Source organism: Variovorax sp. S12S4, from assembly GCF_023195515.1.
Classification (GTDB): domain Bacteria; phylum Pseudomonadota; class Gammaproteobacteria; order Burkholderiales; family Burkholderiaceae_C; genus Variovorax.
Genome location: NZ_JALPKR020000002.1, coordinates 790,750 through 805,918 on the forward strand (window position 1 = coordinate 790,750; position 15,169 = coordinate 805,918).

Here is a 15,169-nt window from a genome sequence, read left to right on the forward strand (position 1 = left end):
TGCGTCCTTTGTCTCTGTCGTAGTAGTGCCGCTACTCTCCCGTAGCGCAGAGGACGTCGCAAGAATGTGAAAGGCATGCCTGGCTTCGCAATCCGCGAAGCCGCAGCCGCAGGAGGGCCGCTTTCTTTCTAGGCTTTGCTGCCGATCAGCTGGTCCACCACGTTGCGCAGCGTCTGCTCCTGCGCATGGCCTTCCACGCAAGACAGCACGTAGGCGCGGTGGTGCCAGTCGCCCTGGATTTCGGCCGAGCCCAGGTCGTCTTCGGGGTGAAAGCTGCGCAGTACCTCGGGCGGCATCAGGCCCACACCCAAGCCATGGCGCACCAACGCCAGCATGGTGTCGAAACCGCTGGTCGAGAAGTTGTTGGGAAACGACCGGCCGCGGCTGCGATAGGCCCCCTGCAAGGCGGACAGGATCGCCGAGCCCTTGCCGAGGCTGACGATCGGCAAGTCCAGAAAGTCGTCGATGCCCACGGGCCCTTCCGCCGCAAACTGGAAATGCCGGCGGCTGTACACGAGCACCAGCCTGTCCTGCCGGTAGTCGAACTTCGGCAGGTCCAGGAACCCGCTCTTCTTCTCATAGATGCCGACATCGATCACCTTGTCGCGCAGCAACTGCTGCACGATCTTGCTGTTCTCTTCCATGATCTTCAGCGTGATCTGCGGGTAGGCGTCGCGCAGGCGGGCGATGTCCTTCGCAAGAAACTGGATGATGGCCGCCTTCGGCGCGCCGATGAGGATGCGCCCGTCCTGGCCATGGCTCAGCACCTGGGCATCGCCCTCGAGCCGGCCGATGAGGTTGTCGATCTGCCGGATGTGCGCCATCAGCCGGCTGCCGGCCTCGGTGATCAACACGCCGTGGGGCACCCGCTTGAACAGCTTGGCGCCCAGTTGCGCCTCCAGGTCCGTCACGCGCTTGGACGCAGCGGCCACCGCCAGGCTCAGCCTGTCGGCGGCCCGCGAGATGCTGCCTTCCTCGGCAATGCAAAGAACGAGTTGGACGGTGGTGGAGTCGAGCTTCATGGGGGTCGTCATTGCACCGTTAGTTATGAGCGATATGTAATACCAAATGTGTACAACTTTGAGGCACTCCGCCGTCCAAACCGCCCATCACAGAGGGGGAGTTCTCCGCCACTGCGGTGGATAAGACGGTGGAAAAGCCTTTTGCGCGGGCAGGCGCCCTGCGCACCCCGCAACAGTACGCGTACTCCGGACCCGAAGTGGCCCATGGCAAGACGGCGGGTATCGCTTCACGGAACTCTCGCACGGACTTCACGTTGACTTCGCCCGCGGCACGCACACTGCCTTCCGACAGCGGCCGGCGTTGGTAGAGGCAAGGGAACAAAGATCCGCTCAGGGAAAAAACGCCTCGATGCCGGCCGCTGTCACCCTTCAAGATCCGAGCAAGCCCAGTGACCGCGCGGCGCCACATGCGGAGGGCGCAAAGGCTCAGTCGACGATGCGCCCGGCGCGCCGCGCCAACCGCGCGTATTCGCTCAAGGGCTTGTTCGCCTTCCAGTAAAGGTCGCGCTCGATGCCCAGCATGCCGCCCAGCAGCCGGATCGACATCAGTGCGCGCGCGGACACGTGGCCCGGCGCGGGCGCCCCCATGCCAAGGTCGCACAAGCCATAGGCCGTGTCTGCGTCGTCGGGGTTCAGTTCAGTGATGAGCCACCTGGCAGCGCCGCGCGGGTTGACCCACTTGACCACCGGGTGCGGATCGAAACGAGGGTTGCCGCGCGACGCCTTGCCGTTGGCCAGCAATAGCTGGCGCAACTCGGGGGTGATGAGTTTCAAAAAGGCCTCCAAGGTCGCTGTCCAAACGACTCAGGCAGTGAGCTTTTGAGCATGTCTTAAAGAGCACATCTTCGCGCATGTGTCGTATAAGACGTTTCCTTGAGATGCACATTTCTTCACGCTCGGAAGCGATGAAAAATGCCAGTCGAAGAGCCACACCCCCGCCCGCACCCATAGCGGGGACCTTGCCTAACGAGGTAACGCTGGCGCTAGGGAAGAATCTGAAGAAGCTGAGACTTGCCGCTGGCAAGACCCAAGTGGCCTTGGCCTACGACGCGGAGGTCGAGCGGTCCCGGATCTCCAAGCTCGAAGGAGGTCACATCAATCCATCAGTGATGACGCTGGCCACCCTCTGCTACAGCTTGGGGACGACCTTGCCTGTGCTTTTCGAGGGGATCGTTGCGACTAACGCTCCGACGTCTGAAGGGGGTTTGCTGCGGAGAAAGAATCAGGCGGTTTTGAACAAACCGGCACGGTCTGCGGCAAAGCGCTCGCTCAGGAGCTGACCCTGCCAAGAATTTCGCCTCGCTGGGATCGCGTCCGCGCACTATCGAGGATTCGTTCGGCCTACGAGACTATCTATTCCGTTCGCATCTGCCGCCGAAGAACGGCGTTAACACAGTCTGCACGCAGATGTGATGCTAAACATCCATGAGGGAGGCATATGCGCGAATGGTTCTTCAGTCTGCTGATGTCGTACCCCGGCGCATTCAACCTGATCGGGAAGGCACTGTTCTCGCTCGCCGGCATTCTTGCGCTGCTCGGACTACGACTTGATCGCCTCAGCGGAAAGCTTGAACGCATATTCGCTCGTGCCGGTGTTTCAACACCAGACGCGTTAGCGGCGTTCCCTTGGTGGCTACGGATGGCGATTCCCGAAACGATCTTGGGGTGGATATTGCTGGTGGCGCTCGCACTGCTCGGAATCTGGTTCGCGCTAATGGGCAAACGCGCTAAAAAACTCTAGAAGCAAGCGAACGCAAGGGACGAGCTATTCACCCGTCCAATGGGTGCCGTCCACCGCACCTATTGCGACGATATCCACGGCATTAAATTTCTCAGGTAGGAAAGCGCTTGGCAAGTAGTGACGACGATGCGCGAGAGATGGGTCGACGGAAGGTAGCGGCTTCAGCATGCCGTACTTTTCAACCAATGGCTTGAAGTTTTCGCGTCCAAAACTAGTAAGGCAGTTGTAGAACAGCAGCTGCAGTTCCACCGAAGAAAGCTGTGCTCTTACGAAGGTCGTGTATCGCCGTTTGTCTTCGACTCCACTCGAATCGATGAACTTTAAGACGTGATACAGGTGCCGAAAGTAGTGGCCTAACTGACCCTCGAATTGCGCAAACAGATTTTCATATGCCCGCTGGATTGCTGGCAGGTCGTTGGTTCCTGCATTGGGGATTTCTCGGTCTCGAAGTTGTTCATAGACGTGCTGCAAGGCAAAGCGACCACCCGCCACGTTGCCATGCCCGCGATGCACAATGATCGCTGCAGTAATGTCGGCTTGCGTTCGAACAAGTTGAAAGAACGTGTTCTCGAATTGCTGCAGTTTCAGCGTAGTAACCTGCGATTCCATCTGAGCCCGTTGTCCCGCGAGTTCGCCTCGAGTAAGTTTCAACTCTTCACGCTGAAGTGAGAGTTCTTGGCTCTGCTGACGAATAGTGAAAATCAGCGCGGCGAAAGCGCAGCCGGTGAAGAGTGCATTGACAGCGCCAAACATATCGCCTGCCGGTCCTCGACTTGGCCAATCAGGGTTCAACCAATACACCAACCCGCCGCCAAGCCCCCATGCGACCAAAGTGAGGGCAAGCAGTAGTAGAAGCACGCGATAGCTTGTCCTTCCCTCGCGTTCAGTTTTGCCAAGCATTCCTTCTCCTCGAGTTGTTTCTGATAGCGCGAGCATCGTGAGTGACACTACGGTTCAGCTGTTCTATACAGATCCGAGACTAGCGACATGGCCAGCTCTAGACAACGCTGGGCAGCGCACCAAGTGAAGCACAAAGACGCACCATCGCTCCGGAAGTGTCGCTTCTGTAGCAATCCGCAGCAGTTTGAAGCCCGGCGCTCAGCGCATCGTCTGCGTCCCTGACCACATCGAACAAACGAAAGCTACGGCGAGCCTGAAGACTTGGGCGGGGTTAGGAAAAGCCTAGAGAGTGCTCGGCCGCGCAGCCCTCAAAATTTTTGGCGGTCCCACCTTCGTTGGACCGAAGCAACGCACCTCAACGGCGAAGAGTCTCAGGTCGCCTCATATCGAATCACGCGCGTAGGCCGCAACTAAGAGTGGGCCATCAGCGTACTCGGTACTTAAAGCTGTGACCGTAGCGGCCCATCTGAATGCCGGCGAAGTACTGGTCTTCGACGTTGAAAAGACGGGGGATCTGTAGCAGCTCGCCATTCGCTGCTTGCTGCTCGTACAGGTGGAGGACTGCAATGAACAGTCCCCCAACCGCGTTCAGGCAATTCTTTAACGTGGCGCGCACAAAGTATTGGTCGCGCTGGTGCTTGACCTTATTGTGATCCGACCACCAGATCGGCGGCTGGTTAGCCGTCCATCCAACCCAGGGCCGATGAGTCAGACCAAAGCGCGGCACCTGAATTTCAAAGTCGACGAAATTTGGACACCCTGCGGTCACCTCAGGGTAATACGCGCCAATCGATGATGCCTGAGAGTTGGGAGCAAGCCTTTGGCAGAGCTGCTTCAGAACAACATCAACCTCGGCGCTCGCGCCGAGGAGGAGACGAGCTATTTCAAGGAATAGGTGTCATCGTTTCCGGTGAAGTCCACGAATCTTGAGAGACGGTCTAGGTCATCTTCCAGCGCAAGAAAGTAGTTCCAATGAGCAAAGGCGCCGGCACGATGAATGGTCATGGGATATCGAAGACTTGGTGAACTTGGACCGGTGGAGTATGCGCCGGTACCTGACCGGCTTCGAGCTGACAGCCCCTATGTTGGCCCCTGGCAACATGCACGATGCGGCGGATATTCTCACGTCGTCTCACACCAAGTCACGCGCGCGTGACCTCCCCTGTACACCCCTCAGAAACCTGGTGAAACCCGCTGGATCTAGGGCAATTTTCATTGATGGGGATAGCCATCGCCGCTACGCCGTAAGACGGGAATCAGTAGCAAGTTGCAAAACCGAAGAACACCAACAGGCGCCTCCGAGAGCTACTAATCTTTGATTACTACCGCTACCGAAGGTGACTCCGGATGGAATTCCAGATCAGTGGACGCAGTGCGTAGCTTCCAAGGTCGAGCTACTTCGGTCTGGGAAACAGCCATAACCGAAGAACCAAGCCCAATCAGCGTCCCATGATAAATCTCAGAACCAACTCGAACCTCTAGTGTCTTTCCAACTAGCCCCTCCCATTGATCGTAGGTGATGGTCATGGCGCGCCCCGCTTGAAGAAATCTGCTATGTCGGGTAGTTCGTCAATGAGAGGGCGAATACCGCGATTGACGTAGTCATCAGGCGATAGCGACAGCTCGTTGCCTCCGGGATCACGGACTTGGACGCCGTGAATGACGCCCGAGTTAAGGCGCTGCACATAAAGTCCAACATAGCTCGACATAAATGACTCCGCAAATAAACCGAAATGGAAGAAGAACGGGGGTGAGCAGCAGACCAGTCATCAGAAAAAGCTGGCAGATAACGCCGACCCGCAGAGGAACAATGCTTAAGCAGCATATCGGCACGACGGCCTGCTCGCAAGCAGTTAGTGGCCACCGAGGAAATTCGTCGACCAATAATCAGCATTGATCCGGGCACGGCCTTCGACACGCACCGCGCAATCCATGACCGCGGCCCGGTCCGGCGAGGTGCGCGGGGCGATCTGAGCCGAGTTCGACTTGGAGGGCGCGCTGCGGGTAGTGCCGGCCAAGCGGATGAAGGCGAAGGAACAGGCGTGCTACGCAGGATAGCGGTGACGCGACTACCGCGCGGATTCCGCTCGACCTTCAGGGACTGGCGCGCCGAGCAGACGCAATATCCGAACGAGGTCGCGGAGATGGCGCTCGCACACGCGGCCGGAAACAACGGTCGAGGCGGCCTTCGATCGATCGCTTCGCTAGAAACTAAGCGGTGAGGCGCCCGGCAATGCAGCCAGCCGAGCATCCTCCTGCGCCTTCAGTCCTTCAATTGCGTGACGAACGATTGGAGAGCGGCAACCGGATGGCTCTATATGCTGCAAGAAATGGCAGTCATGTTCTATCAAAATATCATGGACTCGCTGCGCCAGTTCCGGATCCTCAACTGAGGAAATCATTTTTGTGCAAGTTTCCATGGCAGCGAAGCGGTTCTGGCGAACAGCAGCAATGATCGAGGATCTCAGCGCTTCCGCCTTGGTTTGAGCGCTGACATTGTGTGCATCGAACAGCACCTTCATGTTGCTCGCGATCTCCTCAGCGAAGCTCCATGCGTACGTTGCTTCAAGGGCCATCTGCTGATAAATCTGCACGAACTGCGCACGCAAACCTGCGTCGATTTCTAGGGCCATTACCAAGAAAAGCTCCTTGGGCGAAGCCATGCACACTTGGTACTTATCCTGCGCAGTAAGCATCGCTAGCGCTTCGATGAACGAGCCAACCTCTCCTGGCTCGTAGTTTCCAGACGCCTTCAACCGGTCAGTAATTGCCCGTTGTAAACCATCTGCGCTGATAGGACCTATCGCGCGTCCAAGCACCGCATCGAAGGCCGCTTTGAGGCTCTGCTTCAATGCAGCCAGCGATTGATAGCGGCTAGCTTTTGCCATGGCGCAGCAGCGCTCAATTACTGGAAACAGTGCTCCAGGAATTCCATCCGCCATTAGGTAGATCGGATTGCGGCCACTCAACACGGAGTAGAAGGTCTTGCCGAGCATAAAAATATCGCCCGCAGCATCTGCGTCTTTGAATCCACCCTGCAAAAATTCGGGCGGCAGATACCCCTCGGTCCCCCAGTACATCGACTGGCGCGTGAACGCGGTACTTGACCCATGTTCAGTACACAAACCGAGGTCAGACACGACCATCCTATTTCCACTATGGAGAAAATTTTGCGGCTTGATATCTCGATGAAAAATGGATCGGGCGTGCAGCTGCGAGATGCAATCAATCATGTGATTGAAGTACACCTCTATCGCTGGAAGATCGTCTCGAATGATTTGCGCACGAGCCGACAGATCCCCATTCTCATAGAACGGCATGACGAAATAGGGCGGGTCGTGATCAAGATTGGCGGCAAGGATCGGCATGACATAGCTATTGCCCTCGAACTGCTGCATCACTCGAACCTCCCTTCGAAATCTAGAGCGAGCTTCAGCCTCCGGTAACTTGCAGTACTTCAACACCATGACAGGCGTCGCCATACCGACATAGGCGACGAAAAGCAAAGTCCCCATCCCTCCGGCGTCACTGCACAGACTCTGTACAACGAACCGGTTGTCAATCACCGTTCCAACCTCAAACATGGATGCCCCCAAATTCGATATCGCGCAATCTATCCAGTAGATGCCGAGTGCCCAACCACACAGCCCTCGATCGCGCCGCAACCAAGAAGCTACGCAATCAACTGGTGCGCGTTACAACACCCAAGCCAACCGACTTGCTGAATGCTTTCTCACGGCGCGGAGAACAGATTGACGACCTCTGCGCTTCGCACTCCTTGTGGTTGCCCAAGAAGATCGCTCAGCAGCCGCGGCTGGACATACATCTTTCGAGCAACAGCGGCGAGCGGTACACCAAGTTCGTCAGTCATCATTTGAAGCCCGTCGGCAACCACCTCCGGACTTTCGACAATCATGCTGGCGTCCTCATGTTCTTCGATAGCTTCGCCGTGCCGCCGAAGCGTGATGTAGCCCGCGCGAACTTGATCGTCCGTGAATACTCCAAGCTGCCGCCCGCGGTAGAGCAGCGCAGCCTTGGATACGCCCCACCGAAGCTTGAGTTCGCTTAGCCCGTCCCAGTTAAGGCGCGAGCGCCTAAGGGCTTTATGGCTCTCGGCCAAGAATGAAGCCCGCGGCAACAAGAAGGCACTCGCGAATCGATTAGCTTGGTTTTCGGTCAAGCGATCCCCCGTGAGCACGCCAATATGCAGCGCGAAATGTCCAAGCTCATGAGCGACGCCAAAACGGGCGCGGCAAGCTGACCTGCCGGAGCCATTAAGCGCGATCACCGGTCGGCGAGTGGCAAACGAGACTGCGTCAACTTCATGGGCCAGGCCGTTAACGCGCATGACCACGGCACCGGCGTTCTCAGCTACCCGGGTAATGTTGCTAATCGGTCCCCAGCCCAAGCCCCATTCGGCGCGACACCTTTCTGCACCGCGCTCAATCGTTTCATCAGATGAGGGGTCGGCCTCTTCGATACGGTAGTCGGGCAAATCGAGATACTCATCCAGCACGCAGACCAGCCGCTTCAACATCTCACCGCGCGCACGCGCATACTGGCGCAGCGCAACCTTTGTGGTGAGTTGCTTTCGGAAATGGCACTGCTCCTCTGTGAGCGGCATCGGGTCTACATGCCGCAGAAACTCGGGCAATATTCCCAAATGATCGACCAAGGATTGCTCAAGCGTTGTAGAGACAGGCTCAGCACCCGTCTCGATGCGACTAAGGTACTGCTTCGACTTTCCTAACTTCTCCCCCAATTCGGTCAGCGACAGACCGTTGAACAGGCGGGCAAGGCGGATGTTGAAACAGAGGATCTGACTCATGGCCCCGCCGACGCTTCTGCACCGTCATCGGCAGCCGGGCGCCGCTTAGGCGTGATGAGCGGCTTCTTGATCTCGACAGAAGCAGGCATAGATGGCTTTGCCTCGCCGATCTTCCTGAAAATTCCGCCAGAGGTCCAACGACATACCTCTTGCCCAGACTGGGAGAAGCCCAGCAGCACAACCCGCGGCTCACTCATCTCATCGGCACCTTGATCAATCACGAACACGAAGCGTGCTGCTTCGCCCGGCTCCGCCTCCTCAAGCAAAGGAATCTGAAACTGATGAACCTCAAGAACGGCACGCTTCTTGGGCGAGTCTGCGTCGTCGTTGCTGAAGCGGCAGGGGATACCGCAAATCGAAAACACGATGTCCAGTCCGTTGTTTTCAACCTTTAGCCAAGGGTGAAGTCCAGATAGGTACTCCAGGGTGATGCGCTGCTTCTGGCGCCCAAAGCGGGTGGTGCCTCGGGTGTACGGCGTGTCCGTGTCACGCACCATGTCGTCTTCCGTGGCTCGCCATTCTTCAAGAAACCATGAAGAGACCACGTTCAAATACTCCTCCTTCAAGACCGGGGGAGACTGCCATCGGATGATTTGAGAACGAGCATGTTTTGTGCACTCTTGATTGATCGTCAACGGATTATGTGCGAAATCTAAGATTCGTCAACCACGCAAGTTGCCATCGAAATCTGATCGGCGGACGCCCCTCCGACATGACCACTTACGCAGGTGTGCGCCGCATGAACGTGAGCACCGTTGCACGGGTTTCGCTCCACCTTCGTGACTATTGGGCTGAGCTGAGAAGCTTCCGAACGAGTTCGCCGAGATGACTCTGGCGCCCGCCGTCGGCAGCAGGGCCGGGGCGACGATCTTCTGGAGAAGTGAAAACACAGCGACTAGTGCTTTCATGGACTGGCCGAGCCTTGATGAGAGGCATCAACAGCTGGCGGAGAGTGTGAGATTCGAACTCACGGACGCTTTCACGTCGGCAGTTTTCAAGACTGCTGGTTTAAACCACTCACCCAACTCTCCGGAACCGTCGATTTTATGCTGACGCTGGCCCGTCAATCCTCGGGCAGGAAAAGCGTCTGCAGGTCGCTCAAAAAATCCAGCCCGCGTTCGGTCGGCCACACGCGGTGCAAGTCGCGCGCGATAAGGCCCTTGCGCTCGGCTTCTTCCAGGCCTTTTTGAATGCTGGTCATGGCGAGGCCGGTGCGCTCGCTGAACTGGGGCAGCGTAAAGCCTTCTTTCAGGCGCAGCGCGTTGAGCATGAACTCGAACGGCAAGTCGGCCAGCGCAACCTCGTCGCTTTGCGACACGGCCATGCCGGCACTGGCGTTTTGCATGTACAGGCGCGGCTCTCTGTAACGCACCTGGCGCACGATGCGGTGCGCAAAGCTCAGCTTGCTGTGCGCGCCGGCGCCAATGCCAAGGTAGTCGCCAAACTGCCAGTAGTTGAGGTTGTGCGCGCAGGTGTGGCCGCTGCGCGCATAGGCAGAAACCTCGTAGCGCGCCATGCCGCTGGCAGCGGTTCGCTCGGTGATGCGGTCGAGCATGGCGTAGGCCAGGTCGTCTTCAGGCAAGGCGGGCGGAAACTTGGCGAACCAGGTGTTGGGCTCAATGGTGAGGTGGTACACCGATATGTGCGGCGGCGCGAGCGCCAGCGCTTGGCTCAGGTCGGCGTCCAGGCCCTCGATGGTCTGGCCCGGCAGGGCGTACATCAGGTCTAGGTTGAAGGTGTCGAACGCGCTGGCGGCCTCTTCCACGGCGGCAATGGCCTGGGCGCGGTCGTGCACGCGGCCAAGCGCTTTCAGGTGCTCGTCGTTAAAGCTTTGCACCCCCACCGAAAGGCGGGTGACGCCCGCGCTGCGGTAAGCGCGAAAGCGGTTTCGCTCGAAGGTGCCGGGGTTGGCTTCAAGCGTTATTTCGCACTCGGGCGCGAGCTTGAGGCGGGCGCGCACGTCGCCCAGCAGGCGGTCGATGGCCTGGGGTGAAAAGAGGCTGGGTGTTCCGCCGCCGATAAAAATGGTGTGAACGGTGCGGCCCCAGATCAGGGGCAGCGCGGCGTCCAGGTCGGCAATGAGCGCATCGAGGTACGCCGCCTCGGGAATGCCTTCAGCCTCGGCCTCGCTGGTGGCGCGCCACTCGTGCGAGTTGAAGTCGCAATAAGGGCATTTGCGCAGGCACCAGGGCAAATGAATGTAGAGGGACAAAGGCGGCAGCGCCGCCAGTTGCAGGGGGCCGGGCCGCATCCAATGCAGCACGTCGTTGGCCTGCGGGGCGCCCGCGGCCTGCGCCGGCTGAATGGGAAACACGGTGGCCATTGGGTTCAGTCAGTCAGTCAGCCCGTCGGTCAAAACCAGCGTTCGCGCATCAGCGCGAGCATGGCCTTTGCCGCCTGGCCGCGGTGGCTGTTGGCGTTTTTTACCTCGGGCGGCAGTTGGGCAAAGGTTTTGCCAAAGCTGGGCAGGTACATGACGGGGTCGAACCCGAAGCCGTTGTCGCCAATGGGCGCCCGGGTTATTTCGCCGACCACGCGGCCTACGGCGATGAGGGGCTCGGGGTCGTCGTGGCCGCGCAGCGCAACCAGGGTGCTGACGAGCGCGGCGCGGCGGTTGGCTACGCCGTTCAGCTGCTCGAGCAAGGCTTTCACGTTGTTGGCATCGCCCTTGGCATAGCCGAACTGGGTGGCATAAAACGCGGTGTCGACGCCGGGCAGGCCGCCGAATGCATCGACGCAAAGGCCGGCGTCGTCTGCAATGGCGGGCAGGCCGGTGGCGGCGCTGGCATGGCGCGCCTTGGCCAGGGCGTTTTCAACAAAGGTGCGAAACGGCTCTTCGGCCTCGCCCACGCCCAGTGCCGATTGGGGCACGAGCGTGACGGACAGCTCCGCAAACAGTTGCTGAAGCTCGGCAAGCTTGCCGGCGTTGTTTGATGCCAAAACCAGTTGCATTGCCGCCATTGCTTATTTGGCGAGCAAAACCTGCTGCTGCATGACAATGAGTTCGCCAATGCCCTTTTCGGCCAGGCCGAGCAGGATGTTCATCTCGTCGCGCGAAAACGCCGCGCCTTCGGCGGTGCCCTGCACTTCAACAAAATGGCCGGCGCCGGTCATCACCACGTTCATGTCGGTGTCGCAGGCGGAGTCTTCGGTGTATTCCAGGTCGAGCAGCGGCGTGCCGCCGACGATGCCGACCGAAATGGCGGCCACGTGGCCTCGGATGGGCGTTGCGGGAATGGTGCCGGCGGCCAGCAGCTTGTTGACGGCGTCTTGCGCGGCGACGAATGCGCCGGTAATGGCCGCGGTGCGGGTGCCGCCGTCGGCCTGCAGCACGTCGCAGTCGAGGTGAATGGTGCGCTCGCCCAGGGCGGCCAAGTCGAACACGGCGCGCATCGAGCGGCCGATAAGGCGCTGGATTTCTTGCGTGCGGCCGGTCTGCTTGCCCTTGGCGGCTTCGCGGCTGCTGCGGGTGTGGGTGGCGCGGGGCAGCATGCCGTATTCGGCGGTAACCCAGCCTTCGCCGCTGCCCTTTTTGTGCGGGGGCACGCGCTCTTCGACCGAGGCGGTGCACAGCACGCGGGTTTGGCCGAATTCGATGAGCACCGAGCCTTCAGCGTGAATGGTGAAGCCGCGGGTCATGCGAACGGGGCGCAGCTGGTCGGCGGCACGGCCGCCGCTTCGTGTGAAAGCAGTCATTTTTTAGAGGTATGTAAGAAACAAAAGCGGAGGCAGCTCCGCAAGCCGAAGCAGCCCGAATATCAGATCTTCTTGGCGGCAGAACGGCGAATGGCTTCGTTGATTTCGGCAATGGAGCGCTCGATGGCGTCTTCGTCCATGTCGTCGATCTCGCCGTCGGAGGGCATGCCGGCCTGGATGGTGGAGGCAAACACGCCGTCGTCGATGGTTTCGGTCGAAACGCCGCGGTCTTCGCGCTTTGAATCGGACATTTCCCATTCGAGCGCGATGAGCGTGACGTTGTCGCTGTGGGCGCCGCCCTTGCGAAGCGCCATTTCGGCCAGGTCTGGCGCAGCATCGGACACGGGCTTGTCGGAAGACAGGGTGTGCACGATGACGGCGTCGTCGAGCACGCCCCACACGCCGTCGGAGCACAGCATGATGCGGTCGCCGCGCTGCAGTTGCAACGGGGCAGAAATATCGAACAGCGGCGTGGTAGGCGAACCCAGGCAGGTGAGCAGCAGGTTGCGGTTGACGGGCATGTCGGAGCCGTGGGGGCGCGGGCGCTCGGCATGCGAATGGTCGCGCGTGCGGGTGAGCAGGCGGCCGTCGCGCACCACGTAAAGGCGCGAGTCGCCGCAATGCATCCAGGTGGCGGTGGTGCCCTGGAGCACGGCCGCAACCACGGTGGTGCGGGGCGTGTCGAGCATGGCCTTGTTGCTGGCGTACCGCATGATCTGCTGGTGCGCCGCCATGGCCGATTCCGCCAAGAAGGCCTTCACGTCCTTGACCGTTGGGCGGGCTTCGCGCTGGTACAGCGCCGCAATGGTCTGCAATGCGAGCTGGGCCGCAACCTCGCCCTCGGGGTGGCCGCCCATGCCGTCGGCCAGCACAAACAGGCCGGACTCCCGCGTGTAGCAATAGCCCATGCGGTCTTCGTTCTTGAGGCGGCCGCCTTTGCGGCTGACCTGGAATACCGAGAATTTCATGCCGGACGGGTGGTAGGTGCCGCGGCCCTGGGCAGGGCCTTCTTGTCGAAGGAGCGGATGTTGTCGAATGAAAGCCGCACCTTCTCGCCGACGGTGAGCTTGGTGTAGCGCCGCTCGCCTTCGCGGCTGAGTTCTTTTTGCAGCGCAAAGACCGACTGCGGGCGGGAAAGCGGGTCGAGCGACATGCACCATTCAACCACTTCGATGAGGTTGTCGGAGTACACGCCGCGCAGGCGCGACAGCGACAGGCTGAGCCGGTCTTTCTCGATGCGGCGCGGCGCGTCGTTGGGCGGGTAGCCCTGCATGCAGGCGTAGATGCAGGCGCCAATGGCGTAGATGTCGGTCCAGGGGCCCATGGACGAGTCGCGCCGGTACATCTCGGGGGCGGCAAAGCCGGGGGTGTACATGGGGCGGATGAAAATGCCCTCTTTGCTGAGCACTTCGCGTGCGGCACCAAAGTCGATCAGCACGGCGCGGTCTTCGTCGGTAACAAAGATGTTGGCGGGCTTGATGTCCAGGTGGAGCATCTTGTACTGGTGCACGATGCGAAGGCCGCGCAGAATTTCATCGAAAAGCGAGCGGATGGTCGATTCGCGGAAGACCTTGGGCCGTTTCAGGTCGCGCGCGGTCACCACAAAGTCCTGCAGGGTGGCGCCCTCCAGGTAGTTCATGACCATGTAGACGGTTTCGTTCTCTCTAAAGAAGTTGAGAACGCTGACCACCGAGGCATGCGAGATTTGCGCGAGCGAGCGGCCTTCTTCGAAAAAGCTCTTCAGGCCGAGCCGGTAGAGGGAGAGCTTTTCGGGCGCGACCTCGGGCGTGAGCTCGCCGGGCCCGCGAGTTGCCAGCGAGGAAGGCAGGTATTCCTTGATGGCAACCTGCTGTCCGCTGGGGTCGATGGCGAGATAGACGACGCCAAACCCGCCTGCTGAAAGCCGGCGAACGATGCGGTAACCGCCAATGACCGTATCGGGCAGCAGGGGCGAAGGCTTGACCTTTGACATAATCCGGGAGTTTCGCCCGAAGGCGATGGTGCGGCAAGCGAACGCCATGCCGACGCCTCGGTGCATACAGCAAAAACCACAGTGAGGCGCAATGCCAGTTTACAGCATGACCGGCTATGCCAGTGGCCAGAACGGCCCCGTTGGCAGCCACTCCGAAGCCGAAGCACGGCCTACCGCCGCAGGCCGACTCGGGGTCGAAATACGCTCGGTCAACAGCCGCTTTCTCGACCTCACCTTCAAACTGCCTGAAGAACTGCGCCAGCATGAAACCGCGCTGCGCGAGCTGCTCACGGGCAAGCTGAAGCGCGGCAAGGTCGAAGTGCGGGCCGCCATCGAAAACACGGCCCAGGGCGGCATTGCCGAGCCCTCGGTCAAGCTGCTGCAGCGCCTGAACGGCGTGCAAGACGGCATCAAGGCCTGGCTGCCCGGCGCCCGCGAACTGAGCGTGGCCGACGTCTTGCGGCTGGCCGGCGGCGACGGCACCACCCGCGGCGACTGGGGCAGCGACCTGCTCGACGTGGCCGGCAAGGCGCTGGAAGCGCTGATGTCCGCCCGCCAGCGCGAAGGCGCGCGGCTCGCCAAGATGCTGGAAGCGCACCTGGCCCAGCTGCGTACGCTGGTCGAACAGGCCGGCCCGCTGATTCCTCAACTGGTCGAGCAGCAGCGCGCGCGCTTCCTGGAACGCTGGCAAGAGGCCATGGGCCTGACGGGCGGCACCCTGCCCGAGGCCGCGCAAGACCGGGCGCTGAACGAGGCGACGGCTTTTGCGATTCGCATCGACGTGGCGGAAGAGCTCACGCGCCTCAATTCGCACCTGGACGAGATCGAGCGGCTGCTCAAGAAGGGCGGCGAAATCGGCAAGCGGCTGGACTTCTTGATCCAGGAACTGCACCGCGAGGCCAATACACTGGGCTCCAAGTCCGCAGCGCTGGAGCTCACCCGCATCGGCGTGGACATGAAGGTGCTGATCGAGCAGATGCGCGAACAGGTACAAAACATCGAATGAGCGA

The 15,169-nt window shown here is 60.1% G+C and carries 15 protein-coding genes and 1 tRNA gene; 3 read left to right on the forward strand and 13 right to left on the reverse strand.

Annotated features, from left to right (window positions below; translation table 11 throughout):
- Window positions 1-128 precede the first annotated feature (128 nt).
- Window positions 129-1,022, reverse strand: coding sequence for a LysR family transcriptional regulator (locus M0765_RS04170; protein WP_258502186.1), 894 nt, complete (start codon window positions 1,020-1,022; stop codon window positions 129-131).
- A 426-nt stretch (window positions 1,023-1,448) separates the two neighbouring features.
- Window positions 1,449-1,796: a DUF2958 domain-containing protein gene (locus M0765_RS04175; RefSeq protein WP_258502188.1), complete on the reverse strand. Its 348-nt coding sequence runs from the start codon at window positions 1,794-1,796 to the stop codon at window positions 1,449-1,451.
- A gap of 131 nt (window positions 1,797-1,927) precedes the next feature.
- Between M0765_RS04175 and M0765_RS04180 the strand changes: the two genes are divergently transcribed.
- Window positions 1,928-2,302 (forward strand): helix-turn-helix domain-containing protein, encoded by a 375-nt coding sequence (locus tag M0765_RS04180; RefSeq protein WP_258502190.1) that lies wholly within the window; start codon window positions 1,928-1,930, stop codon window positions 2,300-2,302.
- 158 nt (window positions 2,303-2,460) lie between these two features.
- Window positions 2,461-2,763 carry a hypothetical protein gene (locus M0765_RS04185; protein WP_258502191.1) on the forward strand — a complete coding sequence of 101 codons (303 nt, stop codon included), beginning with the start codon at window positions 2,461-2,463 and terminating at the stop codon, window positions 2,761-2,763.
- A gap of 24 nt (window positions 2,764-2,787) precedes the next feature.
- Here M0765_RS04185 and M0765_RS04190 read toward each other — a convergent pair whose 3' ends face one another.
- The 11 genes from M0765_RS04190 to M0765_RS04240 all read right to left on the reverse strand — a co-directional run bounded on the left by M0765_RS04190 (window position 2,788) and on the right by M0765_RS04240 (window position 14,159).
- Entirely contained in the window at window positions 2,788-3,663 is an 876-nt protein-coding gene (locus M0765_RS04190; protein WP_258502192.1) for a putative phage abortive infection protein, read from the reverse strand.
- 424 nt (window positions 3,664-4,087) lie between these two features.
- Window positions 4,088-4,390 carry a hypothetical protein gene (locus M0765_RS04195; protein WP_258502193.1) on the reverse strand — a complete coding sequence of 101 codons (303 nt, stop codon included), beginning with the start codon at window positions 4,388-4,390 and terminating at the stop codon, window positions 4,088-4,090.
- Window positions 4,391-5,867: 1,477 nt separating this feature from the next.
- Window positions 5,868-7,247 carry a protein kinase domain-containing protein gene (locus M0765_RS04200; RefSeq protein WP_342455970.1) on the reverse strand — a complete coding sequence of 460 codons (1,380 nt, stop codon included), beginning with the start codon at window positions 7,245-7,247 and terminating at the stop codon, window positions 5,868-5,870.
- Between the two features lie 149 nt (window positions 7,248-7,396).
- Window positions 7,397-8,491: a helix-turn-helix domain-containing protein gene (locus M0765_RS04205; protein WP_258502194.1), complete on the reverse strand. Its 1,095-nt coding sequence runs from the start codon at window positions 8,489-8,491 to the stop codon at window positions 7,397-7,399.
- Entirely contained in the window at window positions 8,488-9,042 is a 555-nt protein-coding gene (locus M0765_RS04210; RefSeq protein WP_258502195.1) for a hypothetical protein, read from the reverse strand. The genes M0765_RS04205 and M0765_RS04210 overlap by 4 nt, the downstream gene beginning before the upstream one ends.
- Before the next feature lie 392 nt (window positions 9,043-9,434).
- Window positions 9,435-9,522: transfer RNA gene (locus M0765_RS04215), tRNA-Ser, on the reverse strand.
- A gap of 32 nt (window positions 9,523-9,554) precedes the next feature.
- Window positions 9,555-10,814: a radical SAM family heme chaperone HemW gene (hemW, locus tag M0765_RS04220; RefSeq protein WP_258502196.1), complete on the reverse strand. Its 1,260-nt coding sequence runs from the start codon at window positions 10,812-10,814 to the stop codon at window positions 9,555-9,557.
- 29 nt (window positions 10,815-10,843) lie between these two features.
- Window positions 10,844-11,443 (reverse strand): RdgB/HAM1 family non-canonical purine NTP pyrophosphatase, encoded by a 600-nt coding sequence (rdgB, locus tag M0765_RS04225; RefSeq protein ID WP_258502197.1) that lies wholly within the window; start codon window positions 11,441-11,443, stop codon window positions 10,844-10,846.
- 12 nt (window positions 11,444-11,455) lie between these two features.
- On the reverse strand, window positions 11,456-12,187 hold the full coding sequence (rph, locus tag M0765_RS04230) for a ribonuclease PH (protein WP_258502198.1): 732 nt from the start codon (window positions 12,185-12,187) through the stop codon (window positions 11,456-11,458).
- 62 nt (window positions 12,188-12,249) lie between these two features.
- On the reverse strand, window positions 12,250-13,155 hold the full coding sequence (locus tag M0765_RS04235; protein WP_258502199.1) for a PP2C family protein-serine/threonine phosphatase: 906 nt from the start codon (window positions 13,153-13,155) through the stop codon (window positions 12,250-12,252).
- A complete protein-coding gene (locus M0765_RS04240) occupies window positions 13,152-14,159 on the reverse strand; it encodes a serine/threonine protein kinase (protein ID WP_126747017.1) in 1,008 nt (335 codons plus the stop codon). The genes M0765_RS04235 and M0765_RS04240 overlap by 4 nt, the downstream gene beginning before the upstream one ends.
- 91 nt (window positions 14,160-14,250) lie before the next feature.
- Between M0765_RS04240 and M0765_RS04245 the strand changes: the two genes are divergently transcribed.
- Complete coding sequence (locus M0765_RS04245) at window positions 14,251-15,165, forward strand: YicC/YloC family endoribonuclease (RefSeq protein WP_258502201.1); 915 nt, start codon at window positions 14,251-14,253, stop codon at window positions 15,163-15,165.
- Window positions 15,166-15,169 lie beyond the last annotated feature (4 nt).